This is a genomic window from Klebsiella sp. CTHL.F3a, assembly GCF_019890895.1.
Lineage (GTDB): Bacteria > Pseudomonadota > Gammaproteobacteria > Enterobacterales > Enterobacteriaceae > Klebsiella > Klebsiella grimontii.
On the sequence record NZ_CP082360.1, the window covers coordinates 4,794,690 to 4,814,821 of the forward strand.

Here is a 20,132-nt window from a genome sequence, read left to right on the forward strand (position 1 = left end):
CTGACAGGAGGCCAGCTAGTCGGCTGAATCAGCTGCGCCTTATCGGGAACACTTCATAGACCTGGCTCATCAACGGGCGGTGAAAAACATGAACACACTCATTAAAAGCGGCACGATGCTGCTGGCATTTCTCTACCCTTTACTGGCTCTGGCCAACGATACACTTTTTTCTCCCACCGCAAAAAACATGACTGGAGAATGGGGAGGCGTGCGGACGGATCTGCGCCGTCATGGTTATGATTTTACGCTGGAATATAGCGCAATGACGGCCACGAATGTTTCCGGCGGTTACGATCGCGATAAAACCCTGCGCTACAGCGACCAGTATATTCTCGGCATAGATATGGATCTGGAAAAGATTTTAGGTATTCGCGACGGTGAATTTAAAGCGTCGGTGAATAATCGTAACGGGCGAGATCTGACTCAGGATCGCCTTCAGGATCCGCGCGCGCCGGTAATAGGTTCCGGTGTTCAGAGTAACTATGGCCGGGGTCAAACATGGCACGCAACGCAGTTTTGGTTCAAAAAAACCGGGTGGGAGAAGAAGCTGGATATCAAGGTGGGCCTGATGCCACCAGGAGAGGATTTTGATAACAACGGCTGCTTTTTTCAAAACCTGTCGCTGTGCGGTTCTTTAGCCGGACACGGCAGCGGCGTCTGGTATAACACCCCTATAGGCCAGTGGGGTGGCCGCATCAAATACAGCCCTACCCCAGCCCTTTACGTCCAGGCCGGGGCGTTTCAGTACAATCCTAACTACGCCACCCGCCACGGAAGTTTCGAGCTCGATGGAACCGGGCATCTGGGGTACATGTACCTTTTTGAACTGGGATACTCACCCACCCTCGGCGCGGCAAAACTCCCCGGCATCTGGAAACTCGGGGGATGGTACAACACGGCGGAGGCCAACGATGTGCTGGATGATGACAATGGCGACCCCTATGTTATCACGCACCAGGCCGCCCGGCGACACGACGGCCGCTACGGAGGTTATCTCTATATCGTCCAGCAGCTGACCTACTCGAGCAGCCAGCGCCAACGTGGCCTTAGCCTTTTCGGGCATCTGGCAATGAATGATAAAGATACGGCGACAATGGACTATCAGATGCAGGCAGGCGCCATTTATAAAGGCCCTTTCGCCAGTCGTCCGCAGGACTTTATCAGCTTCGGCGTCAGTAAAATGCACGCCAATGACAGAGTCGCCCGTCGGGCTCAGCTCCTGAACCAGATGCGGGGGATCGATGATTATGATAACCCACTGTATGTTCCGGTTCGCAAAGCCGAGTACGCCGCAGAGCTGCATTATAGCTTTCGCGCGACGCCCTGGCTGACCGTGCGCCCTAACCTGCAGCTGCTGGCCCACCCGGGAGGAAGCGAGGAGATTAATAACGCGTGGGTGATCGGCAATCAGGTGACCGTTAAATTCTGATAAAACAGGCGGCCGCCGTCAGGACTAATCAGAATAAGCAACAATGGCGAACAATCAAAATATGGGCTTACTTTATCAATTTTAAGCGCCGGGTATTGGGTCCAGACCCGACGGGATGGCCAAATAAATGCGGAGTGTGGTGAGAAATCATCGCACTCCTTTTTCTCTGGATGCAAATTGAGTCAGACATCAGATTTCTGCTGAGTATCGAAAGACGAAGTTAAACGTATTCCTGACTTTTTAAATCACATGGGATAGTAGCGAAAAATTAGGCTGTTTTAAGCTTCATGATGATTTTCCCGAATAACCAAGCTGATATCTTGCAAATCATGGCAGGATAAATCAAGCAAAGGCATCTCGCGCGGCGCTGCGCATCGACTGCTTATCAGGAGCTACCGCCTACCCGTATATATCAATAGCGGGCCAGCTCAACTAAACAGTGACTAAACAGTGGAATCCTCATTTCCATTTTGTAACACACCTCGGCAAATTAGCGATACCCGCCACAAAATTCACATATCACTCCCAATGATATAGCAAGCATCTTGCATTTGCAGAATGAGTCCGTTAGCGTCTGTAACGTTACACTAAAACGTTACAGAAGAAAGAAACACCCCTTTTTCGTTAAACCTACTGGCTGATTTAGCCATGCCAGAGAGCCTTATCGCGACCCCTACACTGTGAGAAAGGATAATCATGATGAAAACAAAACTGCTTCGTTCCGCCAGACTTTTTCTGGCATTCGCTTGCCTCGGTACCGCACTCATAGCTGGTAGTGCGCTGACCGCTTCAGCACAGGCCGCCATCAATTTTCGTGTGTACTCTTCTTTGCCGGCTGATGATTCTTCCGCACACTATATTTGGTTCAACCGTTTTCAGGAAAATATCAATAAAAACGAGAGGTTAAAAGGCCAGATTAAGCTCAATTACTTCGCAAACGCGATGCTGGGCAAAGAGGCTGATGCCACTCAGCAGGTGCGAATCGGCGCCATTAACATGATGATTTCAGGCACTTCAATCTGGGCGACGCTGGTACCCGAAATTGGCGTTCTTGATTTAGGGTACCTGTTTAAAGATTACGCTCAGGTCGGAAAAGCGCTGGATGGCAAAGTCGGCGAAAAGCTTTCCAGCCTGATGATGGATAAAGCAAACGTTATGGTACTGGGCTATGGCTATAACCTCGGCGCACGTAACGTGTATACCAAAAAGGTGATTGAAAAACCGGCGGATTTAAAAAACCTGAAAATCCGCGTGCTGCCGGTTCCCAACTTTATCGCCACGCTAAATCACATGGGTGCCGTTGCCATTCCCATGCCGGGCGGGGAAGTCTATTCCAGCCTCCAAATGGGCGTTATCGACGGAGTGGAACACGATGCCCCAACCATCTACGCCAGCAAATACTATGAAATTATCAAAAACGGTACACTGACTCGCCACAGCTATAACCCGCTGATGATTGCCATGAACAAGAAAAGCTTCGAGCAAATTCCGCAACTCTTACGCGCAGACGTGCTGGCCGCGGCAAAAGAAGCCACCGAGTACGAACGTCAGCAGGCCAGTCAAAAAGAGCTTGAGGCGATTAAAAACCTCGAAGCCAAAGGAGTGACCTTCCGGGAAACCGATCGCGCTTACTTCGCTCAGGCCGTACAACCTGTCTGGAAGGCATTCCTTGATAAATATCCTGATTTAAAACCGATGATGGAAGAGTTCAGCGCTACGGCGTCGAGCGCTAAACCTTGAACCGGGAATCGTCGGTCCGCTCGGTTCAGTCGGGCCGTCGGCGTAGCCATAAACCATGTGAGGAGTTCATCATGGCTGAGATCTCTCTGAAAACAAAGGATGAAAATACTTTGTTGACGCTATTGGGGCAGCTAAGCAAAGGCCTAACCAGCTTAACCTCGTGGGCCGGAGCGCTGGTGTTATTTATCAACGTTCTGGTGGTATTTGCTTCCGTTATCTGGCGTTATGCGCTGCATTCGCCCATTCATTGGGCGGAAGAGGTGGCGCGCGCGCTGATGATAGCGCTGGTCTTTTTTGGTGTCGCCACCTCAACCGGCAGAGGAGGACATATTGGCGTCGATCTTTTCCTGCGCTTTCTACCTGATGCCATTCGACCGTATGTCGTGCATGCCAGTCGCTGGATCCTGTTCCTGGTCTCCGTCGGCCTGGTCATCTCCAGCTACGATCTCGTCCAGGCTGCACGGCTACAAACCACCGAAACGGGCTTACCGCAAACCATCTATGTGATCCCGGTCCTGATCGGCTCCGTGGTGATGATGGTGGCTGCGCTGGAACATGCCCTACGCGAACGTGCGAAGATCGTTCTGCTCAGCGGTGCGGGGATCCTGGCGCTGGCGGCACTGGGTTATCTGAAACTCTCGCTGATGGCCGATCCAGCCAGCGCGGCTGCCGGACTCATGCTGATTTGCTTTGTCATGGGCATCCTGGCCGGTGTGCCCATTGCCTTCACGCTCGGCATGTCGGCAATGGTATTTTTTATCTGCGACCCTTCCCTGCCGTTTGTTTTCTTTTCTCAACAGGTCGCGGCTGGGGTTGATCACTTTGTCCTGCTGGCAATTCCCTTCTTCTTACTTGCCGGTGCGGCGATGGAAATCAACGGCATGTCAACGCGTCTGGTGGAACTTATTGTGCGTGGCATGGGACGATTTCGTGGCGGCCTGAATATGACAACCGTACTGTCGATGGCCTTCTTTTCCGGCATCTCGGGTTCAAAGCTGGCGGATGTGGCGGCAGTGGGCGGCGTGTTAATGCCCGCGGTGCGCCGGGCGAAACAAGATGGTGAAGAGGCCGCCGGGGTCTTTGCTGCATCTGCGGTAATGGCAGAAACCATTCCACCCTGTGTGAACCTGATTGTAATGGGGTTCGTCGCCAATATCTCTATCGGCGCGCTGTTTATCGCCGGTCTGGTGCCGGCAGCCTGCCTGTTGGTGCTGTTAATGGTGGCCGCCAACCGCTTTGGCGGGAAAATCAACGTCAGCGAAGCGTACCCGGTATTGCGCCCGCGCACCCAGCTTTATCTCGGCGCCGCCGTCGGTCTGGTTATGATCTTCATGATTGGCCGTGGAGTGATGATGGGGATTGCCACATCAACTGAAATCTCAGCTTTTGCCGTCATCTACGCCATTGTAGTGGGCCGACTGGCGTTTCGTGAGCTGACGCTGAAAGCGACGATAAAAATGTTTGTTGATATTGCAGCGATGTCGGGTGTCTTACTGTTCATCGTAGCCTGCGCTACCAGCTTGTCCTATGCCCTGACGATACAAATGATCCCCCAGCAGATCGCTGAACTGCTGGTCGGAATTGGTATGGAGCAAGGTGCCTGGCTGTTCCTGATATTAACCATTGTGATTCTGATTATCTTTGGCGCAGTTCTCGAAGGCGCCCCAGCGCTGATTATCTTCGCTCCCATCCTGGTGCCTATTGCCATTCAGCTTGGTTTTAATCCCTTGCACTTTGGCATCGTGATGATCATGGCGATGGGTTTTGGCTTGTTTTCCCCGCCTATCGGCCTGGGGTTATATACCACCTGCGCTATTTGCGGCGTGGAGATGAAACACGTGATTAAACCCATGGCGAAATATCTGGCGGTGGTTTTTGTCGGCATCATTATTGTCGCCATGGCCCCTCCTTTAACCACCTGGTTGCCAGGGCTCGCCGGCTATTAATTATTAGATCCTGCTATTTGCCACGCTCAGATGGCAGGGATATCCATGCAAATAAAACGCTAACACCATGCCAGATAATAAATCTGGCACCGTCTAACGCTGTATAACGGGAGTATACAATGGGAATATTAACGGGTAAGAAAGCCTTTATTACCGGTGCCGAACAAGGTATTGGCAAAGAGAGTGCGAGAAAACTGATCGAGGCCGGATGTGATATTTATATACATTATTTCAGTGGTGAAGAGGGCCCACAGGAATTAATCGCTTTAGCCAAACAAAAGGGTTCTCTCGCGGCCTACGGTTTCGCTGATTTAACCAATGAGGAAGATGCCGCACGCTGCGTGGCGAATGCGGCGGAATTTTTGGGAGGCATTGATATTCTGGTCAATAACGTCGGCGGTATTATTGCCCGCAAATGGCTGGGAGAGATTGAACCGCATTTCTGGCGTACAGTTATCGATGTGAATATGACAACGATGATGAACGTCACTCAACAGGCGCTGCCCTGGCTGAAAGCGGCCCCTGAGGGCGCAAGTATCGTTAACCTGGCTTCCCTGGCCGGACGTTCTGGCGGACATGCCGGCTCTCTGGTTTATTCTACTACCAAGGGTGCCGTACTGACATGGACACGCTCGCTGGCCGCGGAATTAGGTGAATATGGCATACGCGTTAATGCCGTTGCGCCAGGGTTAATTCTGGGAACGCGTTTTCATAACCAACATACGACCCAGGCCTCAGCCGATCGGACAATTCAGGAGATCCCTCTGGGACGGGCGGGCACGCCGGAAGACGTGGCAAGAGTCATTTGCTTCCTCGCGTCCGAATATGGTGGTTTTGTTTCCGGCGCGACCATCGATATCAATGGCGGGGTTTATCGGGCTTAAAAATATGGCGGGTATGCATACCCGCCAGCGTTTAAAAGGTAGGGTATATGATCAAGGCAGATATTATTCATCCTGATTTATTACAGGCACTGGCACAATGCGGGCATAAGGCGAACATTTTAATCGCTGACGCTAACTACTCTTTTTTAACCAATACCTCCGCGCAGGCACGTATTATATGGCTTAATTTTTCACCGGGACTGATTGGTAGCGTGATTATTCTCGAGAAAATCCTCCAGTATATAAATGTTGAAAAAGCTACGTTGATGAATAGCCCGGCGGATTTCGATAATACTATCGAGCGTGAGTATCGGAGCCTGCTAGCAGCAACTATCGAATTTGAACATGTTGAGCGCAACGCATTTTATTTACAGGCGAAAACGTCGGACACGATCCTGGTCATCGCTTCCGGTGAAACGCGCCGCTTCGCCAATATTCTGCTGACTGTCGCCCCAACGCTGGTATGAAATAAAGAGAAGAACAGGCTGTTCTTCTCTTGTCGTACTAACCTCAGGTATCTGCACTACGCACAGATTGTCGGGAAACCAGCGATGGAGGGAATAAAAACTCGGCAGGCGGGATAGATGCGTTATCTATCCGCATAATCAATCGGTCTACCATCACCTCTGCCATCGTTTTCAGCGGCGGCATGATAGAAGTGAGCCCTGGGAAAATCAGCCCGGAAAGTGAGATGTTATCGATGCCTACAATAGATATTTGCTGGGGTATATTGATTCCCGCCTGGTGCAGGCCGGTCATCAGTCCGATACCGAGCGCATCGTTAATCGCCACGATACCATCCGGGAGGTTGGACTGCTGGCTGATTTTTAACGCCAGCGCGCGCCCCAGTTCTGTCATTTCTGTGTCGCCATAGGCCGCCATCGCCTGTCCTTCCACGATCATCCCATCGCGGTATAACCCCTGCTCTTTTACCGCGCAAAGAAACCCTTCTATTTTGTGTGCGCGGCTCGGCGTCATTCCGGCCACGGTGGCAAACGCCAGACGACGACACCCCTGCGCGATAAGATGTTCTGCGGCCATTCGCCCTGCAGCAATATTGTCCATTGAGATGCTATCGAGGGAAAAATTACCCGTCTGTGCCCGCGCAGGCATACGGCCATCATAGTTCACCATCACCATGCCCTGCTCTACCGCGCGAGCAAAATGCGGTTTTTCGATATCGCATGCGGCGACGATAATCCCCCGAACGCCATGGGAGAACATATCATCCAGAAAGGCTTCTTCTTCTTCGATTTGCCGATAGGTATTACCAATCAGTACTCGATAGTGCCGCTCTTTCGCTGCCAGGTCCACTTCACGCGCCAGCGCCGCGAAACTCGGATTGACTATCGATGGCACCAGTAAACCAATCATTTTGGCCTGGCCGGTCTTTAACTGTTGCGCCACGCGATTCGGAAAGTAGTTCAGCGTCTGCATGCTCTGCTGGATGCGAGTCAGCGTTTCAGCCCGCATTTGATCGGTACGACCGTTCAGCACATTGGATACGGTGCTCACGGATACGCCTGCGTGTTTTGCGACATCACGAATATTCGCCATACCTCTCCTTTACGGCAATGAATGAATGGCATCAGGCATAACGGTCAACGCTGCCATCTTATTATAAATTATGCACTACAACGGTTTAGTGTAACGTTACAGACGATGCTGTCAATGCTATTGCCTGGACGGGAGAAAAATTCTGTTATACCAGGCCATATGCTCTTCAAACTTGCTTACAGGCGGATCGTCGATGGGCGAGTCCGCCATCATTCCGCACGAAGTTCATTCGCTTTTTGCAGAGCTTACGGATGACTCATCCCTTCACGCCATGAGTCGCTTTGATTATCACTTTTGGGGCAATTTTCTTCGTACAGACATTGTTTATTAAAGAACATCCGCAACATTAAGCGCGATACCCCGGCATAGCCTTCCTGCTATGCCGGGTATTTCAACTACCGCTTGATTAACGCAAACACGCCCCAGCCAAAGTATTCACGCGTATAAGTCGCATGGCGTTTTGGCGCCATCGTCAGCTCCGCCCTGACTTCTGACGCAAAGTCATCATCGGGGTTTTCCTCTAACCAACGGCGCATGGTGAGCCATTTCGCCGCTTCGTAGCGGTCCCAACCTTCCTGGTCCGCCAGTACCATTTCGACGAGGTCATAGCCAAGCGCATCGTAAGAGGAGACCAGATCGGCAAGCGTCAGAAAGTCGGCGAGCGAAGAGGCGCCACAGGCCTGTGCTATCTCTTCCGTTGCCGGTACCTGCCGCCAGTACGGTTCGCCGATCAGCAGCATACCGCCGGGCTTGAGGCTTTTGCTCAGCAGCGCGATAGTCCCGGCGACGCCGCCGCCGATCCAGGTCGCGCCCACGCAGGCGGCGATGTCGCATTTTTCCTCAGCCACATAACCGGCGGCGTCCTGGTGAATAAACATCACGCGGTCAGCAACGCCGAGCTCTTCTGCCCGCAGCTTAGCCTGCTGGCTGAACAGCGCGCTCATGTCGACGCCGATGCCGCGAATGCCGTGATCGCGCGCCCAGGTACAGAGCATCTCCCCCGATCCGCTGCCGAGGTCGAGTATGCGGGTTCCGGCCTTCATCCGCAGCACGCGGCCAAGGGCGGCATATTTTTCCGGCGTAAACGGGTTATGGATGCGGTGAGCGCTTTCACTAATGGTGAAAATACGTGGGATATCCAATGGTTGAATTCCTTTTATGGGTGTTGCGGAAAGAGAACCGGGAACGTTTTTTTCGGCCAGCAGCGCGTACAGCTTACCGGCAAAGGTTTCGCTGACCGGCCATTCCGCCTCATCCGGACGGGTAATGGTGGTCAAACCCGCCGTACGCAGCAGATCGAGATAAGCATCATCACGCCATGCGGTCATCTGACTACCGAAACGCGTCACCTTGCCGCTCTCTTCAATCGCCATGAACAGCGTGGAGCTGGTTTGCTCCGCCGGATCCCAGGCGTGCTCGGTCAGAAGCAGGTGCGGAATATCCAGAAACAGCCCCTGCGGACAGCGCTGCCAGCCGGGCTCGGCCATTCCCTGACGTTTAACTTCCGCATAGGTATGAACCTCGATGAGCAGCTTTCCCCACGGAACCAGCCACTGCGCGCAGCGGTTGACCAGCGAGCGAGCCTCAGCTGCGCTGAACACGTTCAGTTCACCGAAGGTCATCATGATGAAATCAAACTGTGTTTCCGGCGCGTAGTCGCGAACGTCCTGCTGGTGATAGACAATATCAAGCCCGGCCGCCTGCGCCTGCTGCCGGGCCCAGGCGATCGACGCCGGTGAAAAATCCACGCCCGTACAGCAGAAGCCGCGCTCGGCCAGCAGGCGCGTGTAAAGACCCGGCCCGCAGCCGAGGTCGAGAATGCGGGCGCCGGCGGGCAGCTGTCCGGCAATCCACGCCACCTGTTGTTCGATAATCGCCTGCCTGCGGCTGGCCCAGTCGTGCTCCTGCGACAGATGGTTCTCCAGCATACGCTGGCTAAACGCCGGTTCATCCCAGGGGATTTTGCGCTCCTGGGATGACAACGTGATATGCCTGGAACCTGTAATAATCGTGCCAATAGTCATCATCATCTCCTTATTGATTACTCGCGCCAGTGCTCGGGTTTCATTAACGCCCGGGCGCACTGTATCTGGCCCGTTCGCCCCAGCGGCTGAGACGAAAGCCGCTGTAGCATCCAGCAGGCTTTATGCGCCTCGGGAATCGAATAAGGCGCCGGATAGCCTTTATCTCCCGCGCATGGCTCAAACCCGTGCCTGGGGTAGTAAGTGGCGTGGCCCAGAACAAATACCGTCTGGCTTCCCATGGCTTTCAACTGCTCAATGCCGTGCCGGATAAGCGCTCCGCCAACGCCCGCGCCCTGGTATTCCGGCACCACCGCCAGGGGAGCAAGGATGTGCATCATCGGCGAGTCCGGCTCCCCTTTGAACATCGCCCGGGTGAATAAAATATGCCCAACCGCCTTTCCGTTATGCCTGGCCAGCAGCGATAACGTCGGGCTGGCACTCTCATCGTTGAGCAAAGAGGCCACCAGCCTGGCCTCTTTGCTGTAGCCGAAAGCCCGGGTTTCGACATTGAGAATGTCATCGGTATCGCCTTCAGAGGCGACATGAAAAGTGAAGCTGTGGTTTGTCATCAGAGGCTCCTTAGCGATTGTCCAGCTGTGCGCGGACGTTGTTCAGCCCGGTGGTATTGATGCGGTAGGGCTGTCCGTTGACGGACTTAATCAGCTTTTTGGTTTTGAGTTTTTTGAAAACGGCGAGCGTGCAGTCGCTGAGCAAGAGCCCTTCGCGGCTGTAGCATTCAACGGAGGTGACGCGGCCTGATGTATCGCGAACGTGCGCGATCCGGCCACCTTTAGCGAGAACGTGTAAGGTACGTTGTTCCTGACGGGATAGATTCATACTGAAGAAACCTGTTAATCATCATGCGTAAAAACGAGCCAACACCCGCAGGTGTTCGCGTAAGGTTTAAGCGCAGCGATAACCAGTCCGGCCTGAAAAGGTCGGGAAGCTGATTATCTGATGATGACATTCTCCAGCATCAAAGCCTCGGTGAGAGTTGAAAAGGTATTTACCAGCGAAATAATAACACGCAGTTTTTATATGGAAATCGTTATAGTCAAAAAGTGTGATCTGCAGCGAGCCCATACGCTTCCTGGCACTTATGGTCGACATGTTGACGCCATTGGTTAACCATTTATACCGGCATGACGCGCGGGACCCTATACCTTTCTGAGCTTCAGCAGGATCTATAGGCGCTACTCAACGGGTCTGAAATGACGTCGGGCCCTTCACCTATGCCATTAGCGAATCTCCATCACACTTTGGTTTACCAATTTACCTTACATGGTTGACTTGTTCGACCAATTGGAGGAACTTATACGCCATATCGTCTGGTTTCTCCTCCGTTACGATGGTTGACCGGAACCGACGCTCCCATCAAAGCAGCGGCCTGAAGCAGGTCAACAACGTGAAGAGGTTAAGCATGGAACAGACATGGCGCTGGTATGGCCCTAACGATCCGGTCACTTTAGCTGACGTCCGTCAGGCAGGCGCGACCGGGGTGGTTACCGCCCTGCACCATATTCCGAACGGCGAAGTGTGGACGGTTGACGAGATCCTCAAGCGTAAAGCCATCGTGGAAGAAGCCGGCCTGGTATGGTCGGTGGTCGAAAGCGTACCGATTCACGAAGAGATCAAAACCCATACCGGCAACTACGCGCAGTGGATCGCTAACTATCAGCAGAGCCTGCGCAATCTGGCCCAGTGTGGTATTCGCACCGTGTGCTACAACTTTATGCCGGTCCTCGACTGGACCCGTACCGACCTTGAGTACGTCCTGCCGGATGGCTCCAAAGCCCTGCGCTTCGATCAGATTGAATTCGCCGCCTTTGAGCTGCATATCCTCAAGCGTCCGGGCGCGGAAGCGGACTACACCGCCGAAGAAGTCGCCCAGGCGAATCAGCGTTTCGCCGCCATGAGCGATGAAGATAAAGCGCGCCTGACCCGCAACATCATCGCCGGTCTGCCGGGTGCGGAAGAGGGTTATACCCTCGACCAGTTCCGCCAGCACCTTGCGACCTATAAAGATATCGATAAAGCCGCGTTGCGCGAGAATTTCGCCGTCTTCCTGAAGGCGATTATCCCCGTTGCCGAAGAGGTTGGCGTACGTATGGCGGTACACCCGGACGATCCGCCGCGCCCGATTCTCGGCCTGCCGCGCATCGTCTCGACCATTGAAGATATGCAGTGGATGGTTGATACGGTGAACAGCATGGCGAACGGCTTTACCATGTGCACCGGCTCCTACGGGGTCCGCGCCGACAACGATCTGGTTGATATGATTAAGCAGTTTGGCCCGCGCATTTACTTCACCCACCTGCGATCTACGCTGCGCGAAGAGAACCCGAAAACCTTCCACGAAGCCGCGCATCTGCATGGCGACGTGGACATGTATGAAGTGGTGAAGGCGATTGTTGAAGAAGAGCACCGCCGTAAAGCGGAAGGCAAAGCGGATCTTATCCCGATGCGTCCTGACCACGGCCACCAGATGCTCGACGACCTGAAAAAGAAAACCAACCCCGGCTATTCCGCGATTGGGCGCCTGAAAGGGCTGGCTGAGGTCCGCGGCGTTGAGCTGGCGATTCAGCGCGCTTTTTTTAGCCGCTAATTCCTGACTGGTGGGGCCGACAGCGCCCCGCCTTTATCCCTTCGGTCGCCTGTTGCGGCCCATCCTGGAGTTTGCTATGACTGCCACCCTTGCCGACAGCAACCTGCCGGTTACACGCCCTGCGTGGGATCGTTCTCGCCTGGAATCCCGCATCGTACACCTGGGCTGCGGCGCGTTTCACCGCGCGCATCAAGCGCTTTACACCCATCATCTGCTGGAAACCAGCGACAGCGACTGGGGCATCTGCGAAGTCAACTTGATGCCGGGCAACGACCGTGTCCTGATTGAGAATCTGAAAAATCAGCATCTGCTTTATACCGTGGCGGAGAAAGGCGCTGACAGCACCGCGCTGAAAATTATCGGCTCGATGAAAGAGGCGCTGCATCCGGAAATCGACGGCTGCGAGGGCATACTGCGTGCCATGACGCGCCCGCACACGGCTATCGTCTCCCTGACGGTAACGGAAAAAGGTTACTGCACCGATGCGGCCAGCGGCCAGCTCGATCTCAACAACCCGCTGATTCAACACGACCTCGCCCATCCGGCGACGCCGAAATCCGCCATAGGCTATATCGTCGAAGCGCTGCGCCTGCGCCGCGAGCAGGGGCTTGCGGCCTTTACGGTGATGTCCTGCGATAACGTCCGCGAGAATGGCCACGTGGCGAAAGTGGCGGTGCTTGGCCTGGCCCAGGCGCGCGACCCGCAGCTGGCGGCGTGGATTGAAGCCCATGCCACCTTTCCGTGCACCATGGTTGACCGCATCGTGCCCGCAGCGACGCCCGAAACCCTACAGGAGATTGCCGACCAGCTTGGCGTCTACGATCCGTGCGCTATCGCCTGCGAACCGTTCCGCCAGTGGGTGATTGAAGATAGTTTCGTCAACGGCCGCCCGGAGTGGGACAAAGTCGGCGCCCAGTTCGTTGAAGACGTGGTGCCGTTTGAAATGATGAAGCTACGGATGCTCAACGGCAGCCACTCTTTCCTTGCCTATCTTGGCTACCTCGGCGGCTATGAAACCATTGCCGAGACCATGACCAACCCGGCATACCGCGAAGCGGCTTTCGCCCTGATGATGCAGGAGCAGGCTCCGACGCTGTCGATGCCGGAAGGCACCGATCTTCAGGCCTACGCCACGCTGCTGATTGCCCGTTTCAGCAACCCGTCTCTGCGCCATCGTACCTGGCAGATCGCCATGGACGGTAGCCAGAAGCTGCCGCAGCGCCTGCTTGACCCAATCCGTCTGCATCTGCAAAACGGCAGCAGCTGGCGTCACCTGGCGCTCGGCGTGGCGGGCTGGATGCGCTACACCCAAGCGATCGACGAACAGGGGCAGCCGATTGATGTCGTCGACCCGCTGCTGGCGGATATCCAATCGATCAACCAGCGTTATCAGGGCGCGGAACGCGTCGCGGCGCTGCTGGCGCTAAGCGGAATTTTTGCCCACGATCTGCCGGACAACAGCGATTTCGTGGCGGCGGTGGCGCAGGCGTACCAGCAGCTGTGCGAACGCGGCGCCCGCGCGTGCGTGGCGACGCTCGGCGCCGGCCTGTAATCACCTCTCCCTGTCACGGGTCAACTGAACAACAGCGTGGTTGACCCGTTTTCCCTCTCTCAGCGCAGAGAGATGCCAACCCGGCGGCCAGATGCTATAGTCAGCCACCGGGCTATCGCATCTCACAACATAACATCATGAAATCACAAACTTCTCAGCACAGACCCTACCAGGAAGTCGGCGCGTTGATCCGCGATCTGATCGTCAAGACGCCCTATCGCCCCGGCGATCGCTTACCGCCGGAGCGCGAGATCGCCGAGATGCTGGACGTCACCCGTACCGTAGTTCGTGAAGCGCTGATCATGCTGGAAATTAAAGGGCTGATCGAAGTACGCCGCGGCGCCGGGATCTACGTGCTCGATAACGCCGCCGGAGAAGGCGCGGCGGAGAGCGCGGACATGAACCACTGCAATGACGCCGGTCCGTTTGAACTGCTGCAGGCCCGCCAGCTGCTGGAAAGCAATATCGCCGAGTTTGCCGCCCTGCAGGCGACCCGGGAAGATATCATCAAAATGCGCCAGGCCTTACAGCTGGAAGAGCGCGAACTGGCCAGCAGCGCGCCGGGCGGCTCCGAAAGCGGCGATATGCAGTTTCACCTCGCCATCGCCGAAGCGACTCATAACAGTATGCTGGTAGAGCTGTTCCGCCAGTCATGGCAGTGGCGGGAGAATAATCCCATGTGGATCCAGCTGCACCGCCATCTCGGCGATACTCACTACCGCCAGGAGTGGCTGGTGGATCATAAACGGATCCTCGCCGCCTTAATCAAAAAAGACGCCCGGGCGGCCAAGCTCGCCATGTGGCAACATCTGGAAAACGTTAAACGGCGCCTGCTGGAGTTCTCCAACGTCGACGATATTTACTTCGACGGCTATCTGTTTGACTCCTGGCCGCTGGACAACGCGGACGCCTGACCTCTTCTACAAGCGCGCGGACATCGCCCATCCACGCGCCCCTTGCCGCGACGCCGCAATCATTGATAATGATTCTCATTTTATTGTCGCTCTGCCCGCGTAATGGTAAAGTTACCCTATCTGATGACGCCCCCTCTCCGGTGCCGACAACCGCATGAACAAGACAACGACGCACAACGAACCCGCCCGCCGGGCGCCGAGAAAAACGTTCTCCGTCAGCGAGTTTATGGCGTTTGGTGAACGATACGGTATCGACTACCGCTTCCCGCTGCTGCGGCAAACGCCGGAGCCCTCGTACGCCAGCCCTGTGCTGCGGGGAGAAGTGGAAGAGATGACGCTGCCCTGCGGAATGTGCGTCACCCATTCTGATGTTCACGTGTTGCAGCCCTATGAGACCACCTCCCGCCACAGCAGCCCGCTCTATATGCTGGTGGTGCTGGAAGGCTGTGTCGCCCTGACCCTCAACGGGGAGCAGCACCTCGTCCGTTCCGGGATGGCGTTCACTTCGCGTCTTAGCGAACAGCAGACGATGCGCGCCCGCCACGATGCCGACAGTCGACTACGTACGCTCTCCCTCGGACTCTACCCGGACGGCGCGTGGCGCGACGGCCTGCTCGATTCATTGATGCGCGAATGGGAAAGATGCCAGACGCCAACGCTGATCTGGCAGATACCGGGTTTTCTGCTGAGCGGGCTAGAGTACGCGCAGCAGAGTTCGCCTGGCCGCGTTTCCCGCCAGCTGATGCTGGAGGGGCTGATTCTTCAGCTGTTTGGTCACGGGCTGAGCGTATGCCAGGACGAAAGCACGAAGCATATCGCCCCGGCGGGCGGCGAACGGCAGCGGCTGGAAAGGGTTCGCCGCCTGCTGGAGCAGGCGCCGGAAAACGACTACACCCTGAACGAGCTGGCCCAGCGGGCGGCGATGAGCTCCAGCAGCTTACGCAGTAAGTTTCGCCAGGCATACGGCTGCTCGGTCTTCGACTACCTGCGCGACTGCCGCCTGGCACGGGCAAGAGGCTATCTGCTTGAGGGCTATAGCGTACAGCAGGCGGCCTGGATGTCGGGCTATCAGCACGCCACCAACTTCTCGACCGCTTTTCGTCGGCGCTACGGCATCTCGCCCTGCGATGTGCAAAAGGCGGGCTAATCCATTTTTCCTCTTTTTGCGAAAAATAGTCAGCGGCTTTGGCAGCGCGCATACGTATCCTGGCATTGCGCATAGTTATAGAGAGCATCAAAAAGGTAATAATTCTTATTAACAATTAGAAATGCCTTTGGAGATGTTCATGTTTGCGAAAACTCGCCTGGCGCTACTGGTAGGATGGGTGACCGGCGGCGTCGCTTTCCCGCTGCTGGCCCAGGAAACAACTAAGAATGAAACCATCGTGGTCACTTCGCAGATGCAGAGCGGCGCGACCAAAATTGCCACACCGGATATTGAGACGCCGCAGTCGGTGTCGATTATCACGCGCGAGCAGTTTGAAGAACAGGGCGCAATCAGCGTCCGCCAGGCCGTGAGCTATACCCCCGGGGTTTACAGCAACCAGATTGGCGCCTCCAACCGCTTTGACTATATCGTCCTGCGCGGCTTCTCCGACGGCAGCCTGGATAACGTCTATCTTGACGGCCTGAAAATGATGGGCGATACCAACTCCCATAGCTCGCTGGTGGTCGATCCGTGGTTCCTCGAAAATATCGAAGTGGTGCGCGGCCCGGCCTCAGTGCTGTACGGCCGCTCTTCGCCCGGCGGCATCGTCGCCCTCACCTCGCGTAAACCTTCATTCGATCCCGGCGGTGAAATCAAGCTGTTTGCCGGGAATAACAACCAGCGCGGGGCGGCGTTTGACGTCACCGGGGCGCTGGACGATAACGATCGCGTGGCGGCGCGCTTAAGCGGCATGACCCGCTATGCGGACTCACAGTTTGATACCTTAAAAGAGCAGCGCTATGCGATTATGCCCAGCCTGACCTGGCGCATCACCGACCAGACGCGGCTTGATTTAATGGCCTATTTGCATCGCGACCCGGAAGGCGGCAGCCACTCTGGCCTCCCTTATGAAGGCACCGTGGTACCGCACTACGGTAAAAAAATCGCTAACACCTTCTTTGAGGGCGAAGATGATTACGATAAGTATGACCGCCGCGAAAACATGGTCGGCTACAACTTCGAGCATATGTTTGATAACGGCTGGTCGGTGCGGCAGAAGCTGCGCTACCTGCACACCAAAGTCGAGCTGAATCAGGTCTATGCCGCGGGCTGGCTGAACGAAAGCGAGCTGAACCGCGGCTATTCTGGCTCGGACGAAAAGATGAACGCCATCACCCTTGATAACCAGCTCGACGGCAGCGTCGATACCTGGGCCGTCAACCATCGCCTGTTACTGGGGATCGACTATCAGGACCGCAGTAACAACACCACAGGCTACTATGGCGCATTCCCGGCCATCGACGCCTTTAATCCGGTCTATGGCGCGAAGCCGGATTACATCACCATGTACAGCCGCGAGAAGCACAAGCTACGCCAGACCGGCTACTATCTGCAGGATCAGATGTCCTGGGAGCGCTGGCGCTTCACCCTCGGCGGGCGCTACGACCAGGTCAGCGTGTCGAATATCGATAAGCTCAATCAAACGCGCAGCGATCTGGATAAGAACAACTTCAGCACCCGCGCCGCGCTGCTGTATTTGTTCGATAACGGGTTTGCCCCGTACATCAGCTACTCCACCGCCTTTACGCCCACCAGCTTCGCCGACGAAAACGGCAACGTGCTGGATCCGATGAAAGGCAAGCAGTGGGAAGCCGGGCTGAAGTATGAGCCGGAAGGAATGAATAGCCAGTTCAGCGCCTCGGTATTCCGCATCAATCAGACCAATATCGCCACCAAAGAAGAGCCGACCGATCCGTATCGTTCGATTGGTGAAATTGAGTCGAAAGGGGTGGAGCTGGAAGCGATTAGCCAGCTAACAGACAGCTTCCGCCTGCAGGCCGCCTATACCTACACCGACATTCGCTATAAGAAAAGCAGCCCTGAAGAGCAAGGCAAGCGTGCCGTTTACGCGCCGCGCAATCAGGCCAGCGCCTGGCTGAGCTATGATGTGAAAAGCGGCCCGCTGGATGGTCTGACGCTGGGTTCCGGTATGCGCTACGTCAATGGCATTACCAGCGACCGCCTGAATACGCACACTCTACCGTCCTATACGCTGGTGGATATGGCGATTGGCTATGACCTGTCGAAGGTGGGAATTAAAGGCCTCAGCGCCCAGCTGAACGTCAATAACCTGACCGACAAGAGCTACATTGCCGCCTGTAACTCGCTCTCCTACTGCTACTTTGGCGCGGAGCGCAGCATCGTCGGCAGCGTCTCCTGGAAGTTCTGATAACGTTAAAAGCCCGGAGTTTTTGGCTCCGGGCAGCCGGTTAATCTTCCGCTTTATGGGCCCACGCGGGCATGGCGGTTAAATAACGCATCGCCCGCTTGCGTGATTCCACGGGCCCGACCTTCTGCCAGGAATCGAGGAACTCAGCCAGGCCGGAGACGGCATCTTCCCATGACTTAAGCTTCCCCTCGCTATCGCAGCACCAGGCGCAATAATCGTCGCTTGCGCTTTTCGCACCTTCGGCGGACATCGGCATTCCACAGGCCTGACAAAACCTTTCTTGCTGTGACATAGAGCGCTCCTTTCTTGCCAGTTGAGCATAAAAAATACCGCATTTTTTGCACAATAACGTACCGCCAGTTCAAATAACCGTAAATTAATGATGGTTATTGCAGCCGTAGAACCCCCGGCTTCCTGAACGCGTTCGACTACACTAAGCAGGGACAGATGTTTGACGCCGCTGGGTCTGCCGGGAGTATCAATCGATGGCAGCCCCCGCCGAGCCGGACGCATTCACTGCTAAAACAGATTAAGACAGGACGCAACCATGCAACTTAACGACCCTACCCTTTTTCGCCAGCAGGCAATGATTAATGGACGTTGGCGCGACGCCAGCAGCAAAGAGACCCTTGTGGTCACGAACCCCGCCAACGGCCAGCAGCTGGGCAGCGTGCCCAAAATGGGCGCCGGGGAAACCCATGAGGCTATCGATGCCGCCGCCCGCGCGCTGCCCGCATGGCGCGCCCTTACCGCCAAAGAACGCTCCAGCATCCTGCGCCGCTGGTTTGAGCTGATGATGGAACATCAGGACGATTTGGCGCGCCTGATGACGCTGGAACAGGGAAAACCGCTGGCGGAAGCAAAAGGTGAAATCAGCTACGCCGCCTCCTTTATCGAGTGGTTCGCGGAAGAGGGCAAACGCATCTACGGCGACACCATTCCCGGCCATCAGGCTGATAAGCGGCTGCTGGTGATTAAGCAGCCGATCGGCGTGACCGCCGCTATCACCCCGTGGAATTTCCCCTCGGCGATGATCACCCGCAAGGCGGGCCCGGCGCTGGCCGCTGGCTGCACGATGGTGCTCAAGCCCGCCAGCCAGACCCCGTTCTCCGCGCTGGCGCTGGCGGAGCTCGCCAACCGCGCCGGGATCCCCGAAGGGGTATTTAACGTCGTTACCGGTTCGGCCAGCGAGGTCGGCGGTGAGCTCACCGGCAACCCGTTAGTGCGCAAACTCTCCTTTACCGGCTCGACGGAAATTGGCCGCCAGCTGATGGAACAGTGCGCGAAAGATATCAAGAAGGTCTCGCTGGAGCTCGGCGGCAACGCGCCGTTTATCGTTTTTGACGACGCCGATCTGGATAAGGCCGTCGAAGGCGCGTTGGCCTCCAAGTTTCGTAATGCCGGACAGACCTGCGTCTGCGCCAATCGCCTGTACGTCCAGGATGGCGTTTACGATCGCTTCGCCGAAAAGCTTCAGCAGGCGGTCAGTAAGCTGCAAATTGGCGATGGTCTACAGCCGAATGTCACTATCGGGCCGCTGATTGACGAGAAAGCGATCGCTAAAGTGCAGGAGCATATCGCCGATGCGCTGGGCAAAGGCGCGCGGGTAGTAACCGGCGGGAAAGTCCATGAGCTGGGCGGTAATTTCTTTCAGCCAACGATTCTGGTGGATGTCCCCGGCGACGCCAAAGTGGCGAAAGAAGAGACCTTTGGCCCCCTCGCCCCGCTATTCCGCTTTAAAGATGAAGCGGATGTTATTGCTCAGGCCAACGACACCGAATTCGGCCTCGCGGCCTATTTCTACGCCCGCGATCTGAGCCGCGTTTTTCGCGTCGGCGAGGCGCTGGAGTACGGCATTATCGGGATTAACACCGGCCTTATCTCTACCGAGGTCGCCCCGTTCGGCGGCGTGAAATCTTCCGGTCTCGGCCGCGAAGGTTCGAAGTATGGCATTGAGGATTACTTAGAAATCAAATATATGTGTATTGGTCTTTAGCCGATAAACGCGCCAGTCTCCGCTGGCGCGGATTTTTTAACGCTCGAGTACGGATCGGCAAGGAAATGTTGCCATGACGGCCGTTAGTTTGCCACCCGGGTCTCCCCC

At 55.6% G+C, this 20,132-nt stretch carries 16 protein-coding genes and 1 pseudogene; 11 read left to right on the forward strand and 6 right to left on the reverse strand.

Annotation, left to right across the window (positions count from 1 at the left end):
• Positions 1-88 precede the first annotated feature (88 nt).
• From K7H21_RS22530 to K7H21_RS22550, 5 genes are all read left to right on the forward strand, one after another.
• Complete coding sequence (locus K7H21_RS22530) at positions 89-1,429, forward strand: carbohydrate porin (RefSeq protein ID WP_223035383.1); 1,341 nt, start codon at positions 89-91, stop codon at positions 1,427-1,429.
• Between the two features lie 696 nt (positions 1,430-2,125).
• A complete protein-coding gene (locus tag K7H21_RS22535; protein ID WP_142481792.1) occupies positions 2,126-3,169 on the forward strand; it encodes a TRAP transporter substrate-binding protein in 1,044 nt (347 codons plus the stop codon).
• Positions 3,170-3,240: 71 nt separating this feature from the next.
• On the forward strand, positions 3,241-5,115 hold the full coding sequence (locus tag K7H21_RS22540) for a TRAP transporter large permease (protein WP_049115074.1): 1,875 nt from the start codon (positions 3,241-3,243) through the stop codon (positions 5,113-5,115).
• A 119-nt stretch (positions 5,116-5,234) separates the two neighbouring features.
• The gene (locus tag K7H21_RS22545; protein ID WP_154902344.1) at positions 5,235-5,999 is read left to right on the forward strand and encodes an SDR family NAD(P)-dependent oxidoreductase; all 765 of its coding nucleotides are present in this window, start codon (positions 5,235-5,237) and stop codon (positions 5,997-5,999) included.
• A gap of 47 nt (positions 6,000-6,046) precedes the next feature.
• Entirely contained in the window at positions 6,047-6,466 is a 420-nt protein-coding gene (locus tag K7H21_RS22550) for an RbsD/FucU family protein (RefSeq protein ID WP_049115076.1), read from the forward strand.
• Between the two features lie 43 nt (positions 6,467-6,509).
• Here the strand turns inward: K7H21_RS22550 and K7H21_RS22555 are convergent, their stop codons facing one another.
• From K7H21_RS22555 to K7H21_RS22570, 5 genes and pseudogenes are all read right to left on the reverse strand, one after another.
• On the reverse strand, positions 6,510-7,556 hold the full coding sequence (locus K7H21_RS22555) for a LacI family DNA-binding transcriptional regulator (protein WP_004129248.1): 1,047 nt from the start codon (positions 7,554-7,556) through the stop codon (positions 6,510-6,512).
• Between the two features lie 395 nt (positions 7,557-7,951).
• Entirely contained in the window at positions 7,952-8,698 is a 747-nt protein-coding gene (locus K7H21_RS29085) for an SAM-dependent methyltransferase (RefSeq protein ID WP_117085590.1), read from the reverse strand.
• Positions 8,699-9,106: 408 nt separating this feature from the next.
• Positions 9,107-9,586: pseudogene (locus K7H21_RS29090) on the reverse strand (class I SAM-dependent methyltransferase); the annotation flags it as partial.
• Between the two features lie 11 nt (positions 9,587-9,597).
• A complete protein-coding gene (locus tag K7H21_RS22565) occupies positions 9,598-10,149 on the reverse strand; it encodes a GNAT family N-acetyltransferase (protein WP_004129242.1) in 552 nt (183 codons plus the stop codon).
• A 10-nt stretch (positions 10,150-10,159) separates the two neighbouring features.
• Positions 10,160-10,417 (reverse strand): YjhX family toxin, encoded by a 258-nt coding sequence (locus K7H21_RS22570; RefSeq protein WP_004129235.1) that lies wholly within the window; start codon positions 10,415-10,417, stop codon positions 10,160-10,162.
• A gap of 583 nt (positions 10,418-11,000) precedes the next feature.
• Here K7H21_RS22570 and uxuA point away from each other — a divergent pair.
• The 5 genes from uxuA to foxA all read left to right on the forward strand — a co-directional run bounded on the left by uxuA (position 11,001) and on the right by foxA (position 18,028).
• Positions 11,001-12,185 (forward strand): mannonate dehydratase, encoded by a 1,185-nt coding sequence (gene uxuA, locus K7H21_RS22575; protein ID WP_049115080.1) that lies wholly within the window; start codon positions 11,001-11,003, stop codon positions 12,183-12,185.
• Between the two features lie 76 nt (positions 12,186-12,261).
• Positions 12,262-13,737: a fructuronate reductase gene (locus K7H21_RS22580; protein ID WP_112165899.1), complete on the forward strand. Its 1,476-nt coding sequence runs from the start codon at positions 12,262-12,264 to the stop codon at positions 13,735-13,737.
• Between the two features lie 137 nt (positions 13,738-13,874).
• The gene (gene uxuR, locus K7H21_RS22585; protein WP_172879943.1) at positions 13,875-14,651 is read left to right on the forward strand and encodes a Uxu operon transcriptional regulator; all 777 of its coding nucleotides are present in this window, start codon (positions 13,875-13,877) and stop codon (positions 14,649-14,651) included.
• Between the two features lie 154 nt (positions 14,652-14,805).
• Positions 14,806-15,798: a helix-turn-helix transcriptional regulator gene (locus K7H21_RS22590; protein ID WP_087828271.1), complete on the forward strand. Its 993-nt coding sequence runs from the start codon at positions 14,806-14,808 to the stop codon at positions 15,796-15,798.
• 121 nt (positions 15,799-15,919) lie between these two features.
• Positions 15,920-18,028, forward strand: a complete 2,109-nt coding sequence (gene foxA, locus K7H21_RS22595) for a ferrioxamine B receptor FoxA (protein WP_087828270.1) — start codon at positions 15,920-15,922, stop codon at positions 18,026-18,028.
• 40 nt (positions 18,029-18,068) lie between these two features.
• Here foxA and K7H21_RS22600 read toward each other — a convergent pair whose 3' ends face one another.
• A complete protein-coding gene (locus K7H21_RS22600) occupies positions 18,069-18,278 on the reverse strand; it encodes a hypothetical protein (RefSeq protein ID WP_232391403.1) in 210 nt (69 codons plus the stop codon).
• Between the two features lie 297 nt (positions 18,279-18,575).
• Between K7H21_RS22600 and gabD the strand changes: the two genes are divergently transcribed.
• Positions 18,576-20,024 (forward strand): NADP-dependent succinate-semialdehyde dehydrogenase, encoded by a 1,449-nt coding sequence (gene gabD, locus K7H21_RS22605; protein ID WP_004129222.1) that lies wholly within the window; start codon positions 18,576-18,578, stop codon positions 20,022-20,024.
• Positions 20,025-20,132: the final 108 nt, after the last annotated feature.

Excerpts from the sequence above, each read along its gene's own strand:
- K7H21_RS22545 (WP_154902344.1), top strand. The coding sequence starts at position 5,235 with ATGGGAATATTAACGGGTAAGAAAGCCTTTATTACCGGTGCCGAACAA.
- gabD (WP_004129222.1), top strand. The coding sequence starts at position 18,576 with ATGCAACTTAACGACCCTACCCTTTTTCGCCAGCAGGCAATGATTAAT.
- K7H21_RS22590 (WP_087828271.1), top strand. The coding sequence starts at position 14,806 with ATGAACAAGACAACGACGCACAACGAACCCGCCCGCCGGGCGCCGAGA.
- foxA (WP_087828270.1), top strand. The coding sequence starts at position 15,920 with ATGCCTTTGGAGATGTTCATGTTTGCGAAAACTCGCCTGGCGCTACTG.
- K7H21_RS22600 (WP_232391403.1), bottom strand. The coding sequence starts at position 18,278 with ATGTCCGCCGAAGGTGCGAAAAGCGCAAGCGACGATTATTGCGCCTGG.
- uxuA (WP_049115080.1), top strand. The coding sequence starts at position 11,001 with ATGGAACAGACATGGCGCTGGTATGGCCCTAACGATCCGGTCACTTTA.
- K7H21_RS22530 (WP_223035383.1), top strand. The coding sequence starts at position 89 with ATGAACACACTCATTAAAAGCGGCACGATGCTGCTGGCATTTCTCTAC.
- K7H21_RS22565 (WP_004129242.1), bottom strand. The coding sequence starts at position 10,149 with ATGACAAACCACAGCTTCACTTTTCATGTCGCCTCTGAAGGCGATACC.
- K7H21_RS22540 (WP_049115074.1), top strand. The coding sequence starts at position 3,241 with ATGGCTGAGATCTCTCTGAAAACAAAGGATGAAAATACTTTGTTGACG.
- K7H21_RS22535 (WP_142481792.1), top strand. The coding sequence starts at position 2,126 with ATGATGAAAACAAAACTGCTTCGTTCCGCCAGACTTTTTCTGGCATTC.
- K7H21_RS22570 (WP_004129235.1), bottom strand. The coding sequence starts at position 10,417 with ATGAATCTATCCCGTCAGGAACAACGTACCTTACACGTTCTCGCTAAA.
- K7H21_RS22555 (WP_004129248.1), bottom strand. The coding sequence starts at position 7,556 with ATGGCGAATATTCGTGATGTCGCAAAACACGCAGGCGTATCCGTGAGC.
- K7H21_RS22550 (WP_049115076.1), top strand. The coding sequence starts at position 6,047 with ATGATCAAGGCAGATATTATTCATCCTGATTTATTACAGGCACTGGCA.
- uxuR (WP_172879943.1), top strand. The coding sequence starts at position 13,875 with ATGAAATCACAAACTTCTCAGCACAGACCCTACCAGGAAGTCGGCGCG.
- K7H21_RS22580 (WP_112165899.1), top strand. The coding sequence starts at position 12,262 with ATGACTGCCACCCTTGCCGACAGCAACCTGCCGGTTACACGCCCTGCG.